At 69.7% G+C, this 17513-nt stretch carries 13 protein-coding genes; 4 read left to right on the top strand and 9 right to left on the bottom strand.

What is annotated here, in order from left to right; translation table 11 throughout:
• The 6 genes from A3Q40_RS08280 to A3Q40_RS08255 form a co-directional block, all read right to left on the bottom strand.
• A complete protein-coding gene (locus A3Q40_RS08280; RefSeq protein ID WP_068101210.1) occupies positions 1-1053 on the bottom strand; it encodes a ferrochelatase in 1053 nt (350 codons plus the stop codon).
• Positions 1054-1104: 51 nt separating this feature from the next.
• Complete coding sequence (inhA, locus tag A3Q40_RS08275) at positions 1105-1929, bottom strand: NADH-dependent enoyl-ACP reductase InhA (RefSeq protein WP_068101208.1); 825 nt, start codon at positions 1927-1929, stop codon at positions 1105-1107.
• A gap of 40 nt (positions 1930-1969) precedes the next feature.
• On the bottom strand, positions 1970-2698 hold the full coding sequence (fabG1, locus tag A3Q40_RS08270) for a 3-oxoacyl-ACP reductase FabG1 (protein WP_068101205.1): 729 nt from the start codon (positions 2696-2698) through the stop codon (positions 1970-1972).
• 85 nt (positions 2699-2783) lie between these two features.
• Positions 2784-3779, bottom strand: a complete 996-nt coding sequence (locus tag A3Q40_RS08265; protein ID WP_068101202.1) for a VWA domain-containing protein — start codon at positions 3777-3779, stop codon at positions 2784-2786.
• Positions 3776-4726, bottom strand: a complete 951-nt coding sequence (locus A3Q40_RS08260) for a DUF58 domain-containing protein (protein ID WP_068101199.1) — start codon at positions 4724-4726, stop codon at positions 3776-3778. The genes A3Q40_RS08265 and A3Q40_RS08260 overlap by 4 nt, the downstream gene beginning before the upstream one ends.
• A complete protein-coding gene (locus A3Q40_RS08255; protein WP_082833829.1) occupies positions 4723-5856 on the bottom strand; it encodes an AAA family ATPase in 1134 nt (377 codons plus the stop codon). Before A3Q40_RS08255 ends, A3Q40_RS08260 begins: the two co-directional genes overlap by 4 nt.
• Before the next feature lie 280 nt (positions 5857-6136).
• Between A3Q40_RS08255 and A3Q40_RS08250 the strand changes: the two genes are divergently transcribed.
• Complete coding sequence (locus A3Q40_RS08250; protein ID WP_068101196.1) at positions 6137-8047, top strand: HNH endonuclease signature motif containing protein; 1911 nt, start codon at positions 6137-6139, stop codon at positions 8045-8047.
• 24 nt (positions 8048-8071) lie between these two features.
• On the opposite strand, the gene A3Q40_RS08245 is transcribed toward A3Q40_RS08250, so the two are convergent.
• On the bottom strand, positions 8072-9664 hold the full coding sequence (locus tag A3Q40_RS08245; RefSeq protein ID WP_068101193.1) for an NlpC/P60 family protein: 1593 nt from the start codon (positions 9662-9664) through the stop codon (positions 8072-8074).
• Between the two features lie 310 nt (positions 9665-9974).
• Complete coding sequence (locus A3Q40_RS08240) at positions 9975-10598, bottom strand: Rv1476 family membrane protein (RefSeq protein WP_069972921.1); 624 nt, start codon at positions 10596-10598, stop codon at positions 9975-9977.
• A 278-nt stretch (positions 10599-10876) separates the two neighbouring features.
• Here A3Q40_RS08240 and acnA point away from each other — a divergent pair, with 278 nt between their 5' ends.
• The 3 genes from acnA to A3Q40_RS08225 all read left to right on the top strand — a co-directional run bounded on the left by acnA (position 10877) and on the right by A3Q40_RS08225 (position 15850).
• Positions 10877-13681 (top strand): aconitate hydratase AcnA, encoded by a 2805-nt coding sequence (gene acnA / locus A3Q40_RS08235; RefSeq protein WP_068101190.1) that lies wholly within the window; start codon positions 10877-10879, stop codon positions 13679-13681.
• Positions 13682-13796: 115 nt separating this feature from the next.
• Positions 13797-14366, top strand: a complete 570-nt coding sequence (locus A3Q40_RS08230) for a TetR/AcrR family transcriptional regulator (RefSeq protein WP_068101187.1) — start codon at positions 13797-13799, stop codon at positions 14364-14366.
• The gene (locus tag A3Q40_RS08225) at positions 14363-15850 is read left to right on the top strand and encodes an acetyl-CoA acetyltransferase (protein ID WP_068101184.1); all 1488 of its coding nucleotides are present in this window, start codon (positions 14363-14365) and stop codon (positions 15848-15850) included. The genes A3Q40_RS08230 and A3Q40_RS08225 overlap by 4 nt, the downstream gene beginning before the upstream one ends.
• Here the strand turns inward: A3Q40_RS08225 and A3Q40_RS08220 are convergent.
• Complete coding sequence (locus tag A3Q40_RS08220) at positions 15837-17468, bottom strand: ABC-F family ATP-binding cassette domain-containing protein (RefSeq protein WP_068101181.1); 1632 nt, start codon at positions 17466-17468, stop codon at positions 15837-15839. The genes A3Q40_RS08225 and A3Q40_RS08220 overlap by 14 nt on opposite strands.
• Between the last annotated feature and the right edge of the window lie 45 nt (positions 17469-17513).

Below are 17513 nucleotides of genomic sequence, written 5' to 3'. Positions count from 1 at the left end.
TCAGGCGGGTCGCCGGCGAACGGGCGGCTCGCAGCACCCGGGGTTGCACGGTGAGCCGTCCACCGTCGTACCGAACGCCGGCTCGGAACCCAGACGCGCCGCGGCGACCCCGGATGTGCGCTCCTGCACCAGCGTTCGCACCAACGTGGCGAAGCGCGGGTCGTCGCCCGGGGTTCCGGCGCGCTCGAAGGCCATGCCGAGTTCCGCGGCCTTCTCGACGGCCTCGGTGTCCAGATCCCAGATCACCTCGAGGTGGTCGGAGACGAAGCCGACGGGACAGACCACCACCGCCTCCACCCCGCTGTCGGCGAGGGTCTCGAGGTGATCGCAGATGTCCGGTTCCAGCCACGGGATCTGCGGCGGACCGGACCGGGACTGCCACACCAGATCGTGCTCCGCGACTCCGGCGGCCGCCGCGCACAGCCGCGCGGCCTCGGCGACCTGCCGGCTGTAGAGATGGCCACCCGCCGAAGGGGGTCCCGCGGCGGCGTCCGCCGAGACCGGTACGGAATGCGCGGTGAACACCACGCGCGCACCGGCGCGCTTGTCGGCCGGAAGTCGGTGCAGCGCAGCGGTGATCGCGTCGGCGAAGGCGTCGACGAGCAACGGGTGGTCGTAGTACTGACGTAGCTTCGTCAGCTGCGGGGCACCCTCGCCGACCGCAGCACGCGCCCGGGCGATGTCCTCGTGGTACTGGCGGCACCCCGAATACCCGCCCCAGGCGGACGTCGGGAACACCAGAGCGTTCCGTACACCGTCGTCACGCATGCCGGCGACGGTGTCCTCCACCATCGGATGCCAGTTTCGGTTGCCGAAGTACACGGGCAGATCCACACCGGTGAGCGCGAATTCGGCCTCGACCGCGGCAATGATCTCTCGGTTCAGCCGATTGATCGGCGACACACCACCGAAGTGCAAGTAGTGCTCGGCCACCGCGTCCAGACGCTCCGGTGGGACTCCTCGGCCGCGCGTGACGTTCTCCAGAAACGGTCGCACGTCGTCCGGGCCCTCCGGGCCACCGAAGGACAGCACCAACAGCGCGTCGTAGTTCATGGCTCCATTCTGCCCGGCCGGGCGGGTCGCTTCCGCCCGGCCCGAGCAGGATCAGAGGTTCTCGGGCAACCAGGTGTTGTGGCTGGCGCCGCCGTCCACGTAGACGATCGACCCGGTGGTGGCGGGAAGCCAGTCCGAGAGCAGCGCACAGATGGACTTGGCCACGGCGGTCGGATCCTCGACGTCCCACCCGATGGGCGAGGCGCCGTCCCAGTACTCGTTGAGCTGGTTCATCTTCGCGGCGTCGCCGGTGGCGGTCCCGGCAATGGCCTTGGCCGCAAGGGTCTTGATCGGGCCGGCCGCCACGAGGTTGGACCGCACCTTCTTCGCCGCACCCACCTCGCGCGCCACGTAACGGTTGACCGATTCCAGTGCGGCCTTGGCGACGCCCATCCAGTTGTAGTACGGCATGGCCGTGCGGGGATCGAAGTCCATACCGACGATGGAGCCGCCCTCGTTCATGACCGGCAACACCGCACGGGAGACGGAGGCGTAGCTCCACGCCGAGATCTGGAACGCCGCGGCCGCATCCGGGCCCGGTCCCTCGAGGAAGGGCTTGGCGTCCGGTCCCATGAGCGTGCGCGGGGCGAACGCGATGGAGTGCAGCACGCCGTCGAGACCGTTCGGCGCGACCTCGCGCACCCGGTCGGCCAGCGCCGCGAGGTGCTCCTCGTTGGTCGCGTCCAGCTCGATGGCCGGCGGGACCGGCTGCGGGAGCCGCTGGGCGATGCGATCGATCAGTCGCAACCGATCGAACCCGGTGATGATCACCGTCGCGCCCTGCTCCTGCGCGACCTTGGCCGCATGGAACGCGATGGAGGCATCGGTGATGATGCCGGTGATGAGGATGGTCTTGCCTTCGAGCAGTCCGCCCATGAGGTCTTCGAGCCTTTCGTCGACGAGAGAAGAAGAGTGGTCAGTGACCCATGCCGATGCCGCCGTCGACCGGAATCACCGCGCCGGAGACGTAGGCCGAGTCCTCCGAGGCGAGGAAGCTGACGACGGCGGCCACGTCCTCGGGGGTGCCGGCACGCTGCAGCGGGATCGCCTGCAGCGCCATGTCCCGGTACTTCTGGTCCATGGCGGCGGTCATGTCGGTGTCGATGAACCCGGGCGCGACGACGTTGGCGGTGATGGAGCGCGACCCGAGCTCACGGGTCAACGACCGAGCCATGCCGATCACGCCCGCCTTGGACGACGCGTAGTTGATCTGGCCGGGGCCACCGGCCATACCGACCACCGAGCCGAGGAAGACGAAGCGGCCGAAGCGGGCCCGGAGCATCGACCGGCTGGCCCGCTTGGCCACCCGGAACGCACCCGTGAGGTTGGCGTCGATCACCGAGGTGAACTGCTCCTCGCTCATCCGCATGAGCAGGGTGTCGTCGGTGATGCCGGCGTTGGCGACGAGCACCTCGACCGGTCCCTGGTGCTTCTCGACCTCGGTGAAGGCGGCATCGACCGAGTCCGAATCGGTGACGTCGCACTGCACGCCGAACAGGCCGTCGGGGGCACCCGAGCTGCGGTGGGTGACGGCGACCTTGTGCCCGTCCGCCGCGAGTCGACGCGCCACGGCGAGTCCGATACCCCGGTTGCCTCCCGTGACCAGGACGGACCGGGCGACGAACGATTCGGGTGCGGACGACATGAACTCTCGACTCTCTCTCGGGGACGACGGCCGCAGCGCGGACGATCGAGGGCCAGGCGGCCCGCCGGTACTCTACCGACGTGCGTCAGGGCACCCGCTGGCGCAGCGACAATGCTGTGACGAATCCTGCCGTGACGAACAGGACTCCGGCGATCAGCCAAGGCCGACTGGCGTCGCCCCGCGTGGTTTCGAACCCGATCTGCTCTTCGAGGGTGTCGTAGACCTCGGTGAGTTCCTCGAGGCTCGACGCGGTGAAGAAACTGCCGCCGGACAGGTTCGCGATCTCCTCGAGCGACGGGTCGTCGACGGGGACCGCGACGCGTTGGGTGTCCCCCTGCTCGTCGGTGATGTCGACTGTGCCGAAGCTGGTGCCGAAGGAGATCGTCGAGATGGGAATGCCCTTCGCTTCGGCCTCACGGGCCGCGGTGTACCCGCCCCGCGGATCGTCGGGATCGTCCGGCACCGTCTGTTTCCCGTCGGAGAGCAGCACGATGCGGGCCGGCGGCGCTGCGTCCGAACCGCCGAGCACCGCCGCCAGGGTGTCGATGGACTGCATGGCCGTGAAGATCGCCTCTCCGGTCGCCGTCCGCTCGGCCAGCTGCAACCGGTCGATGGCCGACTTGGTCGCGTCCCGGTCGACCGTCGGGGACACGAGCACCGAGGCCGTCCCCGCGAACGCGACGAGTCCGAGGTTGATGCCGGGCGTGAGCCCGTCGGCGAACTGCTTGCCCGCCTCCTGAGCAGCGGCCAGGCGGGTCGGTTCGACGTCGGTGGCCTCCATGGACAACGACACGTCGACCACCAGCATCACGGTGGCGCGGTTGCGGGGTACCCGCTGGTCGGACGTGGGACCGGCCAGTGCGATCCCGAGGAACAGCAGTCCGACGAGCATCAGCGCCGTGGGGAGATGACGTAATCGGCCGGGGCGGGCGGGGGCGACCCGCTCGAGCAGTTCCAGGTTGGTGAAGCGGAGTGTGTTGCGCACCCGCCGGCGTTGCGCCCACACGTAGGCGACGACGAGGCCGACCACCACCAGGAGGAACAGCAACCACCAGGGCGCAGAGAATCCGGAGAGGCTCATCGCGTGCTCGCCCCCACGCTCGCGCCGAAGCGTCGCCGGGACACGAATCGGACGACGTCGGCGATCCAGTCGCCGTCCGTCCGCAAGGTCAACCGCGGTGCATTGCAACCACGCAGGATCTTCTCGACGTCGCGCCGGTGATCACTCGCGGCGCGCGCGAAGTCGGATCGGAGTTGCGGCGTCACGGAGAACTCGCGGGTGCGCCCCGACTCCGGATCGTGCAGCACCACGTCACCGACGTCGGGAAGCTCGAGATCGCGCGGGTCCAACACCTCGACGGCGAGCACGTCGTGACGCGCCGCGATCGCCCGTAGCGGGCGCTCCCAGTCGGTCGATCCGAGGAAGTCGCTGACCACGACGGCGAGGCCGCGCCGACGTTCCGGGCGTCGGAGCGAGTCGATCGCGCCGGCCAGATCGCCGCGAGTACCCTCCGCGGCGTGGGGCGTGGTGGCGATGGTCTTCAGCAGCGACTGCAGATGGGGCCGTCCCCCGCGCGCGGGTACGCGTACGACGCGGTCGCCGGTGGTGATCACCGCGCCCAGGCGATTGCCGCCACCGCTGGTGAGGTGCGCGATCGCCGCGGCCGCCGCCACCACCAGGTCGCGCTTCTCGCAACCGGCCGTTCCGAAATCGAGACTGGCGGACAGGTCGATCGCCAGCCACGTCTCCAACTCCCGGTCCGCCACGGTCTGACGAACGTGGGGCTGAGTCGTCCGCGCCGTCACCGACCAGTCCATCCGACGGACGTCGTCGCCGGGCTGATACTCGCGGGCGTCACCCGGCTCCGAACCCGGACCGGGGATCAAGCCGAGATGATCGCCGTGCAACACGCCGTCGAGACGACGACGAACCGTCAGCTCCAGGGTGCGCAGCGCCGACGTCAGCCGGGGATCCTCCAGCGACCCCGACGCGAACGACGGGGGCCGACCATGCTCGGTGTCCGTCACCGCGACGAGTCGGTCGCCGAAGCCTGCTGGGATGCCGGGCCCTGCTGCGGTGACGGGCCCTGCTGCGGTGCCGGGACCTGCTGGGGGTTCGGGCCCTGCTGAGGCGCGGGACCCTGCTGCGGTGCCGGACCCTGCGGGGCCGGCCGGTTCTGCTGGGGCACGGCCTGGACCCCGACCTGCGGGAGGCCCACGGTCTGCAGAACGCGCGTGATGACTTGCTCGGGGGTCACCTCGTCGGCCAACGCGTCGTAGGACAACACGAGCCGGTGGCGCAGCACGTCGGGAATCACCTCCAGGACGTCCTGGGGAACCACGTAGTCGCGACCGCGCAGCAGCGCGAGGGCGCGGGAGGCCGCGATGATGCCCAGTGTCGCGCGCGGGGACGCACCGTAGGCAATCCAGGACGCGACGTCGTCGAGCCCGACGTCGCGGGGGTTGCGCGTCGCCGCGATGACCCGAACCACGTAGTCGACCAGTGCGTGGTGCACGAACACCGACGCCGCGATCTTCTGCAACCGCACCAACTCGTCGGGGTTCAGCACCTGCTGGGGCGTCGGCGGTGCGACGCCCATGCGGTAGACGATCTCCCGCTCTTCCTCCACCGACGGGTAATCGACGACCACCTTGAACAGGAATCGGTCACGCTGGGCCTCCGGCAAGGGGTAGACGCCCTCGTTCTCGATGGGGTTCTGCGTGGCCATCACCAGGAACGGATCCGGCATCGGGTACGTACGACCGCCGATGGACACGTGCCGTTCGGCCATGACCTCGAGCAGCGCCGACTGCACCTTGGCGGGTGCGCGGTTGATCTCGTCCGCGAGAACGAAATTGGCGACCACCGGGCCGAGCTCGATGTCGAACTCCTCCTTGCCCTGCCGGAAGATCCGAGTGCCGATCAGGTCGGTCGGGACGAGGTCAGGGGTGAACTGGACGCGGGAGAACGAGCCGCCGACCACCGTCGCGAACGTCTCGACGGCCAGCGTCTTCGCCACGCCGGGAACGCCTTCGAGCAGCACGTGGCCGCGGGCCAGCAACCCGACGAGGATGCGCTCGACCAGCCGGTCCTGACCCACGATGACCCGTTTGACCTCGTAGACGGCCTTCTCGAGCGTCTGCACGTCCCGCGCCATGTCGGTCGTGTCGGTCTCTCGTGAGGTCACCTTCGGAACCACCGCTTTCTGCCCGGGACACCGCGCGCCGGATGCCCTGTGTGCACTGCTGACCTCCCCCACTATGGCAGGTGTCACCGACAGTCGACCGGTAGCGGTGACGACGGGCGGCCCGGGTGCAATGCGAAACGCCGTCGGCCTACTCCCCCGCTGGAGCCACGGGGTTCGTGCGTGCGTGTCATGGACCGTGTCGGTGGGTGCCGGTACACTCGAACATACGAGCGACTGGGGGGTCGAAGGCATGGTCGGTGTGCAGGTGGGGGCAGGTGCGACGAGCACCGTTCCGTGGGCTGCGCTCGACCACGCCGCCCTCGGTCTTCCCGCCACCACCGACCTCCCCTCCGCCCGGGCGCTGGACGCTCTGGTCCACGCTGCCGCCGGCGTCGCCTACCTGAAGTGGTTCGAATACCGACTCGCCGCCGCCATGCACGCCCGACTGGTCGAGCCGTTCGAGGACGAGGACCGGCGTGAGCTCGATGCGTTCACCCGCTGCGCCGCCACCATCGCCACCACGATGTCGGTCACGCAGGGGGCCGCCCGCACCTTGCTCACCGACGCCGTCGCGTTGCGGGACCGGCTCCCTCTCGTGGCGGAATGCCTGCGGGACGGTGTCGTCACCCCTCACCACATCCGCACCATCGTCTCCCGCACCGAACTGATCGAGGGGCAGTGCTACGCCGCCCTGGTCGACGCCGACATCGCCCGCGCCCTCCGCAGACCCGGGTCGTGGTCGCCGGCGCGGATGGAGACGATGGTCGACAAGATGGTGCACCGCCGTGATCCCGACGCCGTCCGCGAACGCCGAGACGCCGCGAAGCAGAATCGGGAGTTCACCGTCGAGACCGGCCGCGACGGCATGGCCACCGCCATGGACACCCGGTCGGCCGAAGACGTCGCCGCTCTCGCCGAGGCGGTGCGGCGACTGGCGGAGCAGGTGTGCCCGAAGGACACCCGCTCCAAGGCCGCGCGCGCGTCCGATGCGCACTACGCGTTGGTCACCCAGACGGAGTTCGGGTGTGACTGCGACCGCCCCATCACCGACTGCCGCTACAAGAACATCGACCTGGAGAAGTTCGCGGCGACCGCCCCGCGGATCGTGATCCACCTCGTCACCGACACCACCACCCTCGACGGCCCCGTCCCGGCGCCGGAGGCCGAGCGAGTCTGCCGGTCGACCCAGCACCCAGCGCGACCGGACATGGGCCACTCGGATGTACCGCTGCGGCCCGGCGCCGATCCCACCGCGAACGCGGCCGGAGCCGAGACGATCGCACCGAAACCGGTTACGACGGATCCGGTTACGGCGGAACCGGATACTACGGAAACGGTTACTACGGAAACGGTTACTACGGAAACGGTTGCTACGGAAACGGTTGCGGCGGAACCGGAGTTCTCGGGCCGGCCGAACGTCACCGCGGACGCCGATCGGATCGATACCGCCGGAGCCGGTGACAACTCATGGAGGTGCGAGAAGTCCGTCGGCCTGGACACCGTCGACGGCGTCGGATTCCTCCCCGGCATCGGCACCATCTCCGGTGCCCACGTCCGCGACCTCGCCGCCGACCCCCGCACCGTCATCCGACCATTGGGCGACGGCACCGACACCCCACTCCCGGCGACGCAACCGTCGAACCCCTACCGGCCTTCCGCCGCCCTCGACGCGTACATCCGTGCCCGGGATTTGTTCTGCACCTGGCCCGGCTGCAACCGACCAGCGTGGGACGGCGACCTCGACCACATCACCGAATACGACAACACCCACCCCGACCGGGGTGGGCGTACCGACGCGACCGGACTCGGCGCCAAATGCCGCTTCCACCACCTACTGAAAACGTTTGGGGACTTCGTCGACGACCAGTACCCCGACCCCACCGACCCGAGCCGGCTGATCCGCACCATCACCATCCCCGACGGGCGCACCGTCCTCGGACCGGCGTTCACCGGACACGACGTCCACCCCGGACTGGACGCCATCGTCTTCGGCGACCCACCCGCCGCAGGCACACCGAAACCGCCCCCGAAACGGGCTGCGGCCGAGCGCCAACGACCCGCCCCACGCACCGAGCAGAAACACGCCCGCCGACGACAGGAACGCAACCGCAACCGACTCCGCAGGGTCATCCCACCGGATGACACCCCACCCCCGTTCTGATCGGGGCGGGGGCGGGGGCGCGTGTCACTCCACCATGCGCACGGCGTACGGCGTCATGCCGCTCCACCGCACCGGTGACACTTTCACCACGTCGCCCGACTGCGGCGCCTCGAGCATGGTGCCGTCACCGAGGTACAGCGCCACGTGCTGCGATGCGCCCGGACCCCAGAACAGCATGTCGCCGCGCTTCATCTGCGAGGACGGGACCTGCTTGCCCGCGGTGTACTGGTACCCGGTGTAATGCGGCAGGGAAATGCCCAGGCCGCCGAAGGCGTACATCATCAACCCGGAGCAGTCGAAGCCCACCTTGTTGTAGTCGCCGTAGCTGTCGGCGACACCGCCGTCACGGATGCCCTTGGTGGGCCCGTTCTCGTTACCCCCACCCCACGAGTACGGCGTCCCCAGCACCGACATTCCGCGGTCGATCACCAACTCGATCGCCGCACTACCGGTCACCGCGGGCTTGCCGACACTCGGCTTGCTCGGCGTCGTCGTGCCGGTGCCCGAAGTCCCGGTGCCCGACGACGTGCCGCTCCCGCCCGACGTACCCGTGCCTCCCGACGTGCCCGTGCCCCCCGACGTACCTGCGCCGGACCCGGAGGACGTCCCGGCACCCGGTCGGGTCGCCCCGACGAGGTCGGTGTGGTCGGGTGCGGCTGCCGCTGCCGCGGCTGCCCGGTCGGCTGCGGCCTGATCGGCGGCGACCCGTGCTGCGGCTGCTGCGGCCGCCTGTTCGGCCTGCCGAGCGGCCTCGGCCGCGGCGGCTTCCTCTACTTGGCGCTGGGCGTCCCACCGGGTGTACGCGTCACGCTGACCTTCGAGGCCTGCGGCGCCGGCACGGGCGGATTCCAGCTCGGCGGCGGCCGCGTCGCGGTTGGCCTCGACGGCCGCCTTGCGTGCGGACTGGTCCTGCTGCGCGGCGACCGCAGCGGCGATGGCCTGTTCCGCCTCGGCCTTCTTCGCGTCGGCGGCGGCGGAAGCGCGGTCCGCCTCGAGCTTGCTCGCTCGGGCGGCCGAGTCCCGGTTGGCCTGTTCGGTGCGGGCGCGCTGGAGGCCGTCGAGTACGGCGTTCTGCTTCGCGGAGAGCAACCGCAGCAGCTGGGCGCGGTCGAGCACGTCCTGCGGCCCGTCGGCGTCCAGAAGGGACGATGCGCCGGCAGCTCCGGTGCCGCGGATGTAGTCGGTGACGGCGGCACTGTCGAACTTGCGCTGCGCATCCGTGATGACCTGGCCGGCGTCCTGGAGCGCGCGTTGCGCCAGGGTCACCGCGGCGGCCGCGGCGTCGGCCGCGGAGCGCGCGTTCTGGAGGTCGACGAGGGCCTTGTTGACGTCCTCGCGCTTGACGGCGACGGCGGCGTCGAGCGCGGCGAGCTGCTGATTCGCGGCGGCGACTCGGTCGATGAGGTCGCTGACGCGGGCGATGCCGTCGCCGACCCGCGCCTGCGCACCCGCGATGTCGGCGTCCGACGGATTGGGCGGCGGAGGCGGGACTGCCGAGGCCAGGGGCGGCGTGACGGCCGTCGCGACGGAGAGCGCCAGCAGGACCGCGACACCGATCGACCGACGCCGCGTTCGGCCCGCAGCGCTCCGTCGACCCTTCAGGCCGGTTCGACTCACCTGTGTCTCCCTCGTGTCCCCCGCGCTGGTGTCGGCCGCGCGTGTCACCCCGCAGCGCCGAGGGAAGGCACGACGCAGCACGGATACGACGGATCGACACCGATCGTCACGCCCGACACGCACGACCCGGAGACCACGAACGCCCCTCTGCGACACTTCTTCCCCAAGCAGTGCCACGTGAACCGTACGACACTCTGATCGCTGAGGGAACTCCAGTCACAAATGACACAGATGTCGTTCGACAACGGCATCTGCGCTGATCAGGAGGTTGTCCGGAAATGGCCGGGCAAAATTTCTTCGGGAGATGTCCCTAATCGTTCGGCCGCACGGCGTCTGTCGTGGTGACACGCCTCGAGTCGGCGGTATCCGACACCGCGGTCGTTCCCGCGGCACCGGGCATGTCGGCGTCCTGTGCAGATCCGTCCTGCCGTGCCCGGAACCGGAGTGCGTTGGCCCACCCCGTGGCACCCAGGACCAGCGCGACCAGGGCCACGAGGGCGAGCGTCAGCCCGGTCCAGGACGGACCCGGCGCGATCACGACGTCGAGGAACTGGTTCGCCGACAGAACGGGGTCCGAGGTGTACGCGCTGTCCTGGCCGGCCTCGAGCGTCACGCGGTCGATGCTGTCGCTGAACGTACCCACCTGGCCGGGACCGAGCACCAGCACGGTGCCCCCGTCCGCAGCGCCTACCTCGGTGGCCAGATCCCGCAGGTTCGAGTCGAGCCGAGCCGGCTCCTCGAGAACGACGACGTTCAAGGCGATGCCCTCGTCCTGCGCCCGAGCCACGACGGCCTCGAGGCCGGGGACCAGCTCGGCCGGCGCCGAGACGCCGTCGTCGGCGACATCGGCCAGGGTCGACGGAACGTCCACGAACGGCGGGATCTCCGCCGCCGCGGGGGCAGCGTGAACCGGGACGGAGTATGAGAGCGACATCGCGCCTGAACCCTACGGCACGGTCGGCTCGCGGACCCCGCTCGTTGCACCTGTGTCGTCGGTGGAGAACGATGAGGGCCGTACGCCGGTCCACGGCGCGCCGACCGGACACGGTTCGCGCCTTTCTTACAGGACAAGCGTACTGTTAGGATCGAACCGAGAGAGCAGCGGCGCCGGATCCAGCCCGATCCGACCCGATCGCGGGTGACCCGCTTCCTCTCGTAGACCGTCGACACAGCCCCGTCGGCGGTAGCGAAGAGAAGACGACTGGAGCTGACGTGAGCGCAAGTATCGATTCGTTCGGCGCGAAGGGAACGCTGGAGGTCGGAGAGAACTCGTACGAGATCTTCCGTCTGAACGCCGTCCCCGGCACCGAGAAGCTGCCCTACGCACTGAAGGTTCTCGCCGAGAACCTTCTGCGCACCGAGGACGGCGCCAACATCACCAAGGATCACATCGACGCGATCGCGAACTGGGATGCGTCCGCCGATCCGTCCATCGAGATCCAGTTCACCCCGGCCCGGGTGATCATGCAGGACTTCACCGGTGTGCCCTGCATCGTCGACCTCGCCACCATGCGTGAGGCTGTCACCGCTCTCGGCGGCGATCCGGAGAAGGTCAACCCCCTCGCCCCCGCCGAGATGGTCATCGACCACTCCGTCATCATCGACGTCTTCGGTCGCGCCGACGCCTTCGAGCGCAACGTCGACATCGAGTACCAGCGCAACGGCGAGCGCTACCAGTTCCTGCGCTGGGGCCAGGGCGCGTTCGACGACTTCAAGGTCGTCCCGCCCGGCACCGGCATCGTGCACCAGGTCAACATCGAGCACCTCGCGCGCACCGTCATGGTCCGGAACGGTCAGGCCTACCCCGACACCTGCGTCGGCACCGACTCGCACACCACCATGGTCAACGGCCTCGGTGTGCTCGGCTGGGGCGTCGGCGGCATCGAGGCCGAGGCGGCCATGCTCGGCCAGCCCGTCTCCATGCTCATCCCCCGCGTCGTCGGCTTCAAGCTCACCGGTGAGATCAAGCCGGGCGTGACCGCGACCGACGTCGTCCTCACGGTCACCGACATGCTGCGCCAGCACGGCGTCGTCGGAAAGTTCGTCGAGTTCTACGGCAAGGGTGTCGCCGAGGTGCCGCTGGCCAACCGCGCGACCCTGGGCAACATGAGCCCCGAGTTCGGCTCCACCGCCGCGATCTTCCCGATCGACGACGAGACGGTCTCCTACCTGCGGCTCACCGGTCGCTCGGAGGAGCAGCTGGCCCTGGTCGAGGCGTACGCCAAGGAACAGGGCATGTGGCACGACCCCGAGAACGAGCCGGCGTACTCCGAGTACCTCGAGCTCGACCTCGGCGACGTGGTCCCCTCCATCGCCGGACCCAAGCGTCCGCAGGACCGAATCCTGCTCTCGGACAGCAAGACCGCGTTCCGCAAGGACATCCACAACTACGTGGGCGGCGAGAAGACCGATGCGACGCCGTCCAAGCTGGACGAGGCCCTCGACGAGACCTTCCCCGGTTCCGACCCGGCCACGCTGTCCTTCGCGGACGACGACGCCGCACCGCTGCACTCCGCCGCGAACGGTTCCGAGGGACGCCCCACCAACCCGGTGCGGGTGCAGTCCGAGGAGCAGGGCTCCTTCGTTCTCGACCACGGCGCCGTCGCCATCGCGTCGATCACGTCCTGCACCAACACCTCCAACCCGTCGGTCATGCTCGGTGCGGCCCTGCTGGCGAAGAACGCCGTCGACAAGGGCCTGACCAGCAAGCCGTGGGTCAAGACCTCGATGGCGCCCGGCTCGCAGGTGGTCACCGACTACTACGACAAGGCCGGCCTCTGGCCGTTCCTCGAGAAGCTCGGCTTCTACCTCGTGGGCTACGGCTGTGCCACCTGCATCGGCAACTCGGGCCCGCTGGACCCGAAGATCTCCGAGGCGATCCAGGACAACGACCTCACGGTCACCGCGGTGCTCTCCGGTAACCGCAACTTCGAGGGACGCATCTCCCCCGACGTGAAGATGAACTACCTGGCCTCGCCGCCGCTGGTGATCGCGTACGCACTGGCCGGCACCATGGACTTCGACTTCGAGCACGACGCGCTCGGTCAGGACTCCGAGGGCAACGACGTCTTCCTGAAGGACATCTGGCCCTCCCCCAAGGAGATCCAGGACACGATCGACTCGTCGATCTCGAAGGAGATGTACACCAAGGGCTACGCCGACGTCTTCAAGGGCGACGAGCGCTGGCGCGGACTGCCCACCCCGGACGGCAAGACGTTCGAGTGGGACAGCGAGTCCACCTACGTGCGGAAGCCTCCGTACTTCGACGGCATGCCGAAGGATCCGGAGCCCGTCTCCGACATCACCGGTGCCCGCGTCCTGGCGCTGCTGGGTGACTCGGTCACGACCGACCACATCTCGCCGGCCGGTGCCATCAAGCCGGGAACACCGGCGGCGCAGTACCTCGACGAGCACGGCGTGGAGCGCAAGGACTACAACTCCTTCGGTTCGCGACGCGGCAACCACGAGGTGATGATCCGCGGCACGTTCGCGAACATCCGTCTGCGCAACCAGCTCCTCGACGACGTCTCGGGCGGCTACACCCGCGACTTCACGCAGGACGGTGGCCCGCAGGCCTTCATCTACGACGCGTCGCAGAACTACCAGGAGGCCGGCATCCCGCTGGTCGTGCTGGGCGGCAAGGAGTACGGCTCCGGCTCGTCGCGCGACTGGGCGGCCAAGGGCACGCGCCTGCTCGGCGTCAAGGCGGTCATCACCGAGTCGTTCGAGCGCATCCACCGCTCCAACCTCATCGGAATGGGCGTCGTGCCGCTGCAGTTCCCGCAGGGCGAGTCGGCGGCGTCGCTGAAGCTCGACGGCACCGAGACCTTCGACATCTCCGGCATCACGGAGCTGAACGAGGGCCGCACGCCCAAGACGATGCACGTCACCGCGACCAAGGAGAACGGCGAGAAGATCGAGTTCGACGCCGTGGTTCGCATCGACACCCCCGGTGAGGCGGAGTACTACCGCAACGGCGGCATCCTGCAGTACGTGCTGCGCAATATGATCGGCTGAGTCCGACCAGGACATCGACCGGTCCGTAGCCGGACACCCCACGCGGAACGCGCACGATCGCTCGGCGGTCGTGCGCGTTCTGCGATGGTGCCCCGAGAAGAACAGGAGACGGAAAGTGCCGAAGGTCAGCGAGGACCACCTCGCCGCTCGTCGCGGTCAGATCCTCGACGGTGCCCGGCGCTGTTTCGCCGCGTACGGCTACGAGGGCGCCACCGTCCGTCGGCTCGAGGAGGCCACCGGGCTGTCCCGCGGCGCGATCTTCCACCACTTCAAGGACAAGGACGGGCTCTTCCTCGCCCTGGCGCGGGACGACGCCCACCGGATGGCCGACGTCGCCGCGGACCAGGGACTGGTGCAGGTCATGCGGGACATGTTGGCCGCACCGGAGGACTTCGACTGGCTCGGCACGCGTCTCGAGATCGCGCGCCGCCTCAAGACCGACGCCGAGTTCCGGGCCGGGTGGACGGAACGCTCGGTGGAACTGCGTGGGGCCGTGCTCGCGCGCCTCGAGCGTCAGCGGTCCGCGGGCCGACTGCGTGACGACGTACCCACCACCGTCCTGTTGAGTTTTCTCGACCTGGTCATGGACGGACTCGTGACCCGCCTGGCCTCCGGGCAGGACACCGACGACCTGTCCGCCGTCCTCGACCTGGTCGAGGAATCCGTCCGACGGGAGCGCGCATGACCGGGATCGATCCACGCCGACTGCCGGTGATCGTCGGCGTCGCCGACCTCTCCCGCGGCTCGGCGACCCGGCCGCCGACACCGGCGGAACCGCTCGGTCTCGTCGACGACGCCGTCCAGCGTGCGCTGAGAGACACCGGCGCCTCGGGACTGGCGGACGCCGTGACGCGGGTGGACGCCGTCCGGACCACCAGTTGGCGGTACGACGATCTGCCCGGCCTGCTCGCCCGTCGTCACGGGTGGACCCTGCGGACGTCGTTCACGACGACGGTCGGCGGACACTGGCCGGTGGCGTTGCTGAACGCCGTCGCCGACGGGATCGCCGACGGATCCGACGACGTGGCTCTCGTGGTCGGCGGCGAGGCGCAGGCGTCGCTGCGGGGGCTGGGCAAGGCCGGTCGGGATCCGGTGGACGCCGGGTGGACCGCGGAACCCGGCGGACCGCCCGCCTTCGACCCGGAGGACCTCGGCAGCGCAGCCATGCAGCGCGCGGGCATCCTCGCTCCGGTCCAGATCTACCCGCTGTTCGAGAACGCCCGTGCGCACGCCCTCGGTCTCACCGCCGAGCGTGCTCGCGCAGAGTCGGCCGAACTGTACGCGCGGTTCTCCGCGGTGTCCGCGGACCACCCCGCGGCCTGGAACCCGGGTGCCCGCACCGCCGACGAGATCGCCTCCGTCGCAGCGGACAACCGGGCCGTCTCCGACGCCTATCCGCTGTCGATGAACGCCATGCCCTTCGTCGACCAGGCCGCGGCCGTGGTAGTGTGCTCGCTGCAGACCGCGCGTGAGAAGGGCGTTCCCGAGGATCGCGTCGTTCACGTGTGGGGTGGTGCGGGCGCCGCCGACACCCCGGACGTGGTGCGGCGCAGCAGTTTCGAGCACTCCCCCGCTCTCGCCTCCGTGATGGAGCGCCTGGGCGTCGCGGGTCCGCCGGCCCTCGTCGATGCCTACAGCTGCTTCCCGATCGTTCCCAAACTGCTGCTGGCAGAGCTGCAGTCGATCGGCGCGGCCGAGGACCTGCTGCCCACGCTGCTGGGCGGCCACTCGTTCTTCGGGGGTCCCCTGTCGAGCTACAGCCTCCACGGCATCGCCGAGGCGGTACGCCGGCTCCGCCGCGATCGCACCGCCGGCCCGGCTCTGGTCCACGCCAACGGTGGGTACCTGACGCACCAGCACGTCGTCCTGCTCGGCGCGGAACCGCGCCCCGGAGGACGGGTGGGTGACAGCGACGTCGTCACGATCGCACCGGGAGCGGCGGATGTCGTCACCGATCACCGCGGACCGGTCAGGGTCCTCACCGCGGCCACCACCTACGGACGGGACGGCACTCCCGACGCGACCCTGCTGATCGCCGAGACCGCGGACGGCCGCCGCGTCGCCGGACGCACGACGGCGTCCGGCGCGTGGCCCGATGCGCTCCCGCTGGTCGGGCGCACGATCGAGGTGACCGACGAGAACGGAGTGCTGGCTGTCAGGCCAGCGTGATGAGGTCCAGGTAGTCCTGCGACCAGTGGTCCTCGGTGCCGTCGGGCAGCAGGATCACGCGCTCGGGCGACAGCGCCTCGGCCGCTCCGGGATCGTGTGTCACCAGCACCACCGCTCCCTTGTAGCTGCGCAGCGCCTCGAGGACCTGCTCGCGCGAGATGGGGTCGAGGTTGTTGGTCGGCTCGTCGAGCAGCAACACGTTCGCGGCCGAGGACACCAGGCCGGCCAGCGCGAGACGGGTCTTCTCACCGCCGGACAGCGTGCCGGCCGGTTGCTCGAGCTGCGGCCCGGTGAACATGAACGCACCCAGCAGCGACCGGAGTTCCTGCTCGGGAGTGTCGGGCGCGGCATGGCGCACGTTCTCCCAGACCGAGGCCATGTCGTCGAGCGTGTCGTGCTCCTGCGCGAAGTAGCCGATGCGCAGACCGTGGCCCGGCTCGAGACCGCCCGAGTCGGACTTCTCCGTCCCCGCCAGGATGCGCAGCAGCGTGGTCTTGCCCGCGCCGTTGAGACCGAGCACCACCACGCGCGATCCCCGGTCGATCGCCAGATCGACGCCGGTGAAGATCTCGAGCGAGCCGTAGACCTTGGTGAGGTTCGACGCCATGAGCGGTGTCTTGCCGCAGGGCGCCGGCTCGGGGAATCGGATGTGCGCCACCCGGTCCGACACGCGTTCCTCGTCGAGGTTCGCGAGCAGCTTGTCGGCACGCTTGACCATGTTCTGCGCCGCGACGGCCTTGGTGGCCTTGGCGCCCATCTTCGCAGCCTGCGCCCGCAGTGCCGATGCCTTCTTCTCCGCGTTGGCGCGCTCGCGGCGTCGTCGCTGCTCGTCGGTGGCGCGTGCGTCGAGGTACTTCTTCCACCCCATGTTGTAGACGTCGGCCTCGCCGCGGACGGCGTCGAGGAACCACACGCGGTTCACGACGTCCGCGAGCAACTCGACGTCGTGGCTGATGACGATCAACCCGCCCTCGTGATTCTGCAGGAACCCGCGCAGCCAGGTGATGGAGTCCGCGTCGAGGTGGTTGGTCGGCTCGTCGAGCAGGAGGGTGGTGCCCGACCGGCCGCCGCTGCCGTCGGAGGCGGCGAAGAGGATGCGGGCGAGCTCGACCCGGCGACGCTGACCGCCGGAGAGCGTGCGCAGCGGCTGCGCGAGGATGCGGTCCGGCAGCCCCAGGCTGTTGGAGATGCGGGCGGCCTCGCTTTCGGCCTCGTACCCGCCGAGCGAGGCGAACCGCTCCTCGAGTTCCCCGTACTTCCGGACCGCCTTGTCCAGGCGTTCGTCGTCCGCGACCTCGGCCATCAGGGCCTGCTGCTTCTCCATCTTCCGGAGCAGCGAGTCGAGGCCACGCGCGGAGAGGACGCGATCCTTGGCCAGGACGTCGAGATCGCCCTCCTTGGGGTCCTGCGGGAGGTATCCCAGCTCGCCCGTGCGGGTGACGGACCCCGCGTAGGGCTCGCCCTCCCCCGCCAGGATGCGCAGCGTCGTCGTCTTGCCCGCGCCGTTGCGGCCCACCAGGCCGATCCGGTCGCCCGCCTGCACCCGCAGCGCGGGCCCCGGGGCGGAGAGAAGGGTGCGCACACCGGCACGAACCTCCAGGTCGGTGGCGGTGATCACGGCACGAACTCCCAACGTCGACGATGCGGCAAACCCTCATTCTAT

This window comes from Rhodococcus sp. PBTS 1, from assembly GCF_001620025.1.
Taxonomy (GTDB): domain Bacteria; phylum Actinomycetota; class Actinomycetes; order Mycobacteriales; family Mycobacteriaceae; genus Rhodococcoides; species Rhodococcoides kroppenstedtii.
This window is presented reverse-complemented; position numbering and strand designations above follow the sequence as displayed.

Bases quoted from the DNA above. Each gene is read 5' to 3' on its own strand.
- A3Q40_RS08280 (WP_068101210.1), bottom strand. From the start codon at position 1,053: ATGAACTACGACGCGCTGTTGGTGCTGTCCTTCGGTGGCCCGGAGGGC.
- inhA (WP_068101208.1), bottom strand. From the start codon at position 1,929: ATGGGCGGACTGCTCGAAGGCAAGACCATCCTCATCACCGGCATCATC.
- fabG1 (WP_068101205.1), bottom strand. From the start codon at position 2,698: ATGTCGTCCGCACCCGAATCGTTCGTCGCCCGGTCCGTCCTGGTCACG.
- A3Q40_RS08265 (WP_068101202.1), bottom strand. From the start codon at position 3,779: ATGAGCCTCTCCGGATTCTCTGCGCCCTGGTGGTTGCTGTTCCTCCTG.
- A3Q40_RS08255 (WP_082833829.1), bottom strand. From the start codon at position 5,856: ATGGCGCGGGACGTGCAGACGCTCGAGAAGGCCGTCTACGAGGTCAAA.
- A3Q40_RS08250 (WP_068101196.1), top strand. From the start codon at position 6,137: ATGGTCGGTGTGCAGGTGGGGGCAGGTGCGACGAGCACCGTTCCGTGG.
- A3Q40_RS08240 (WP_069972921.1), bottom strand. From the start codon at position 10,598: ATGTCGCTCTCATACTCCGTCCCGGTTCACGCTGCCCCCGCGGCGGCG.
- A3Q40_RS08225 (WP_068101184.1), top strand. From the start codon at position 14,363: ATGACCGGGATCGATCCACGCCGACTGCCGGTGATCGTCGGCGTCGCC.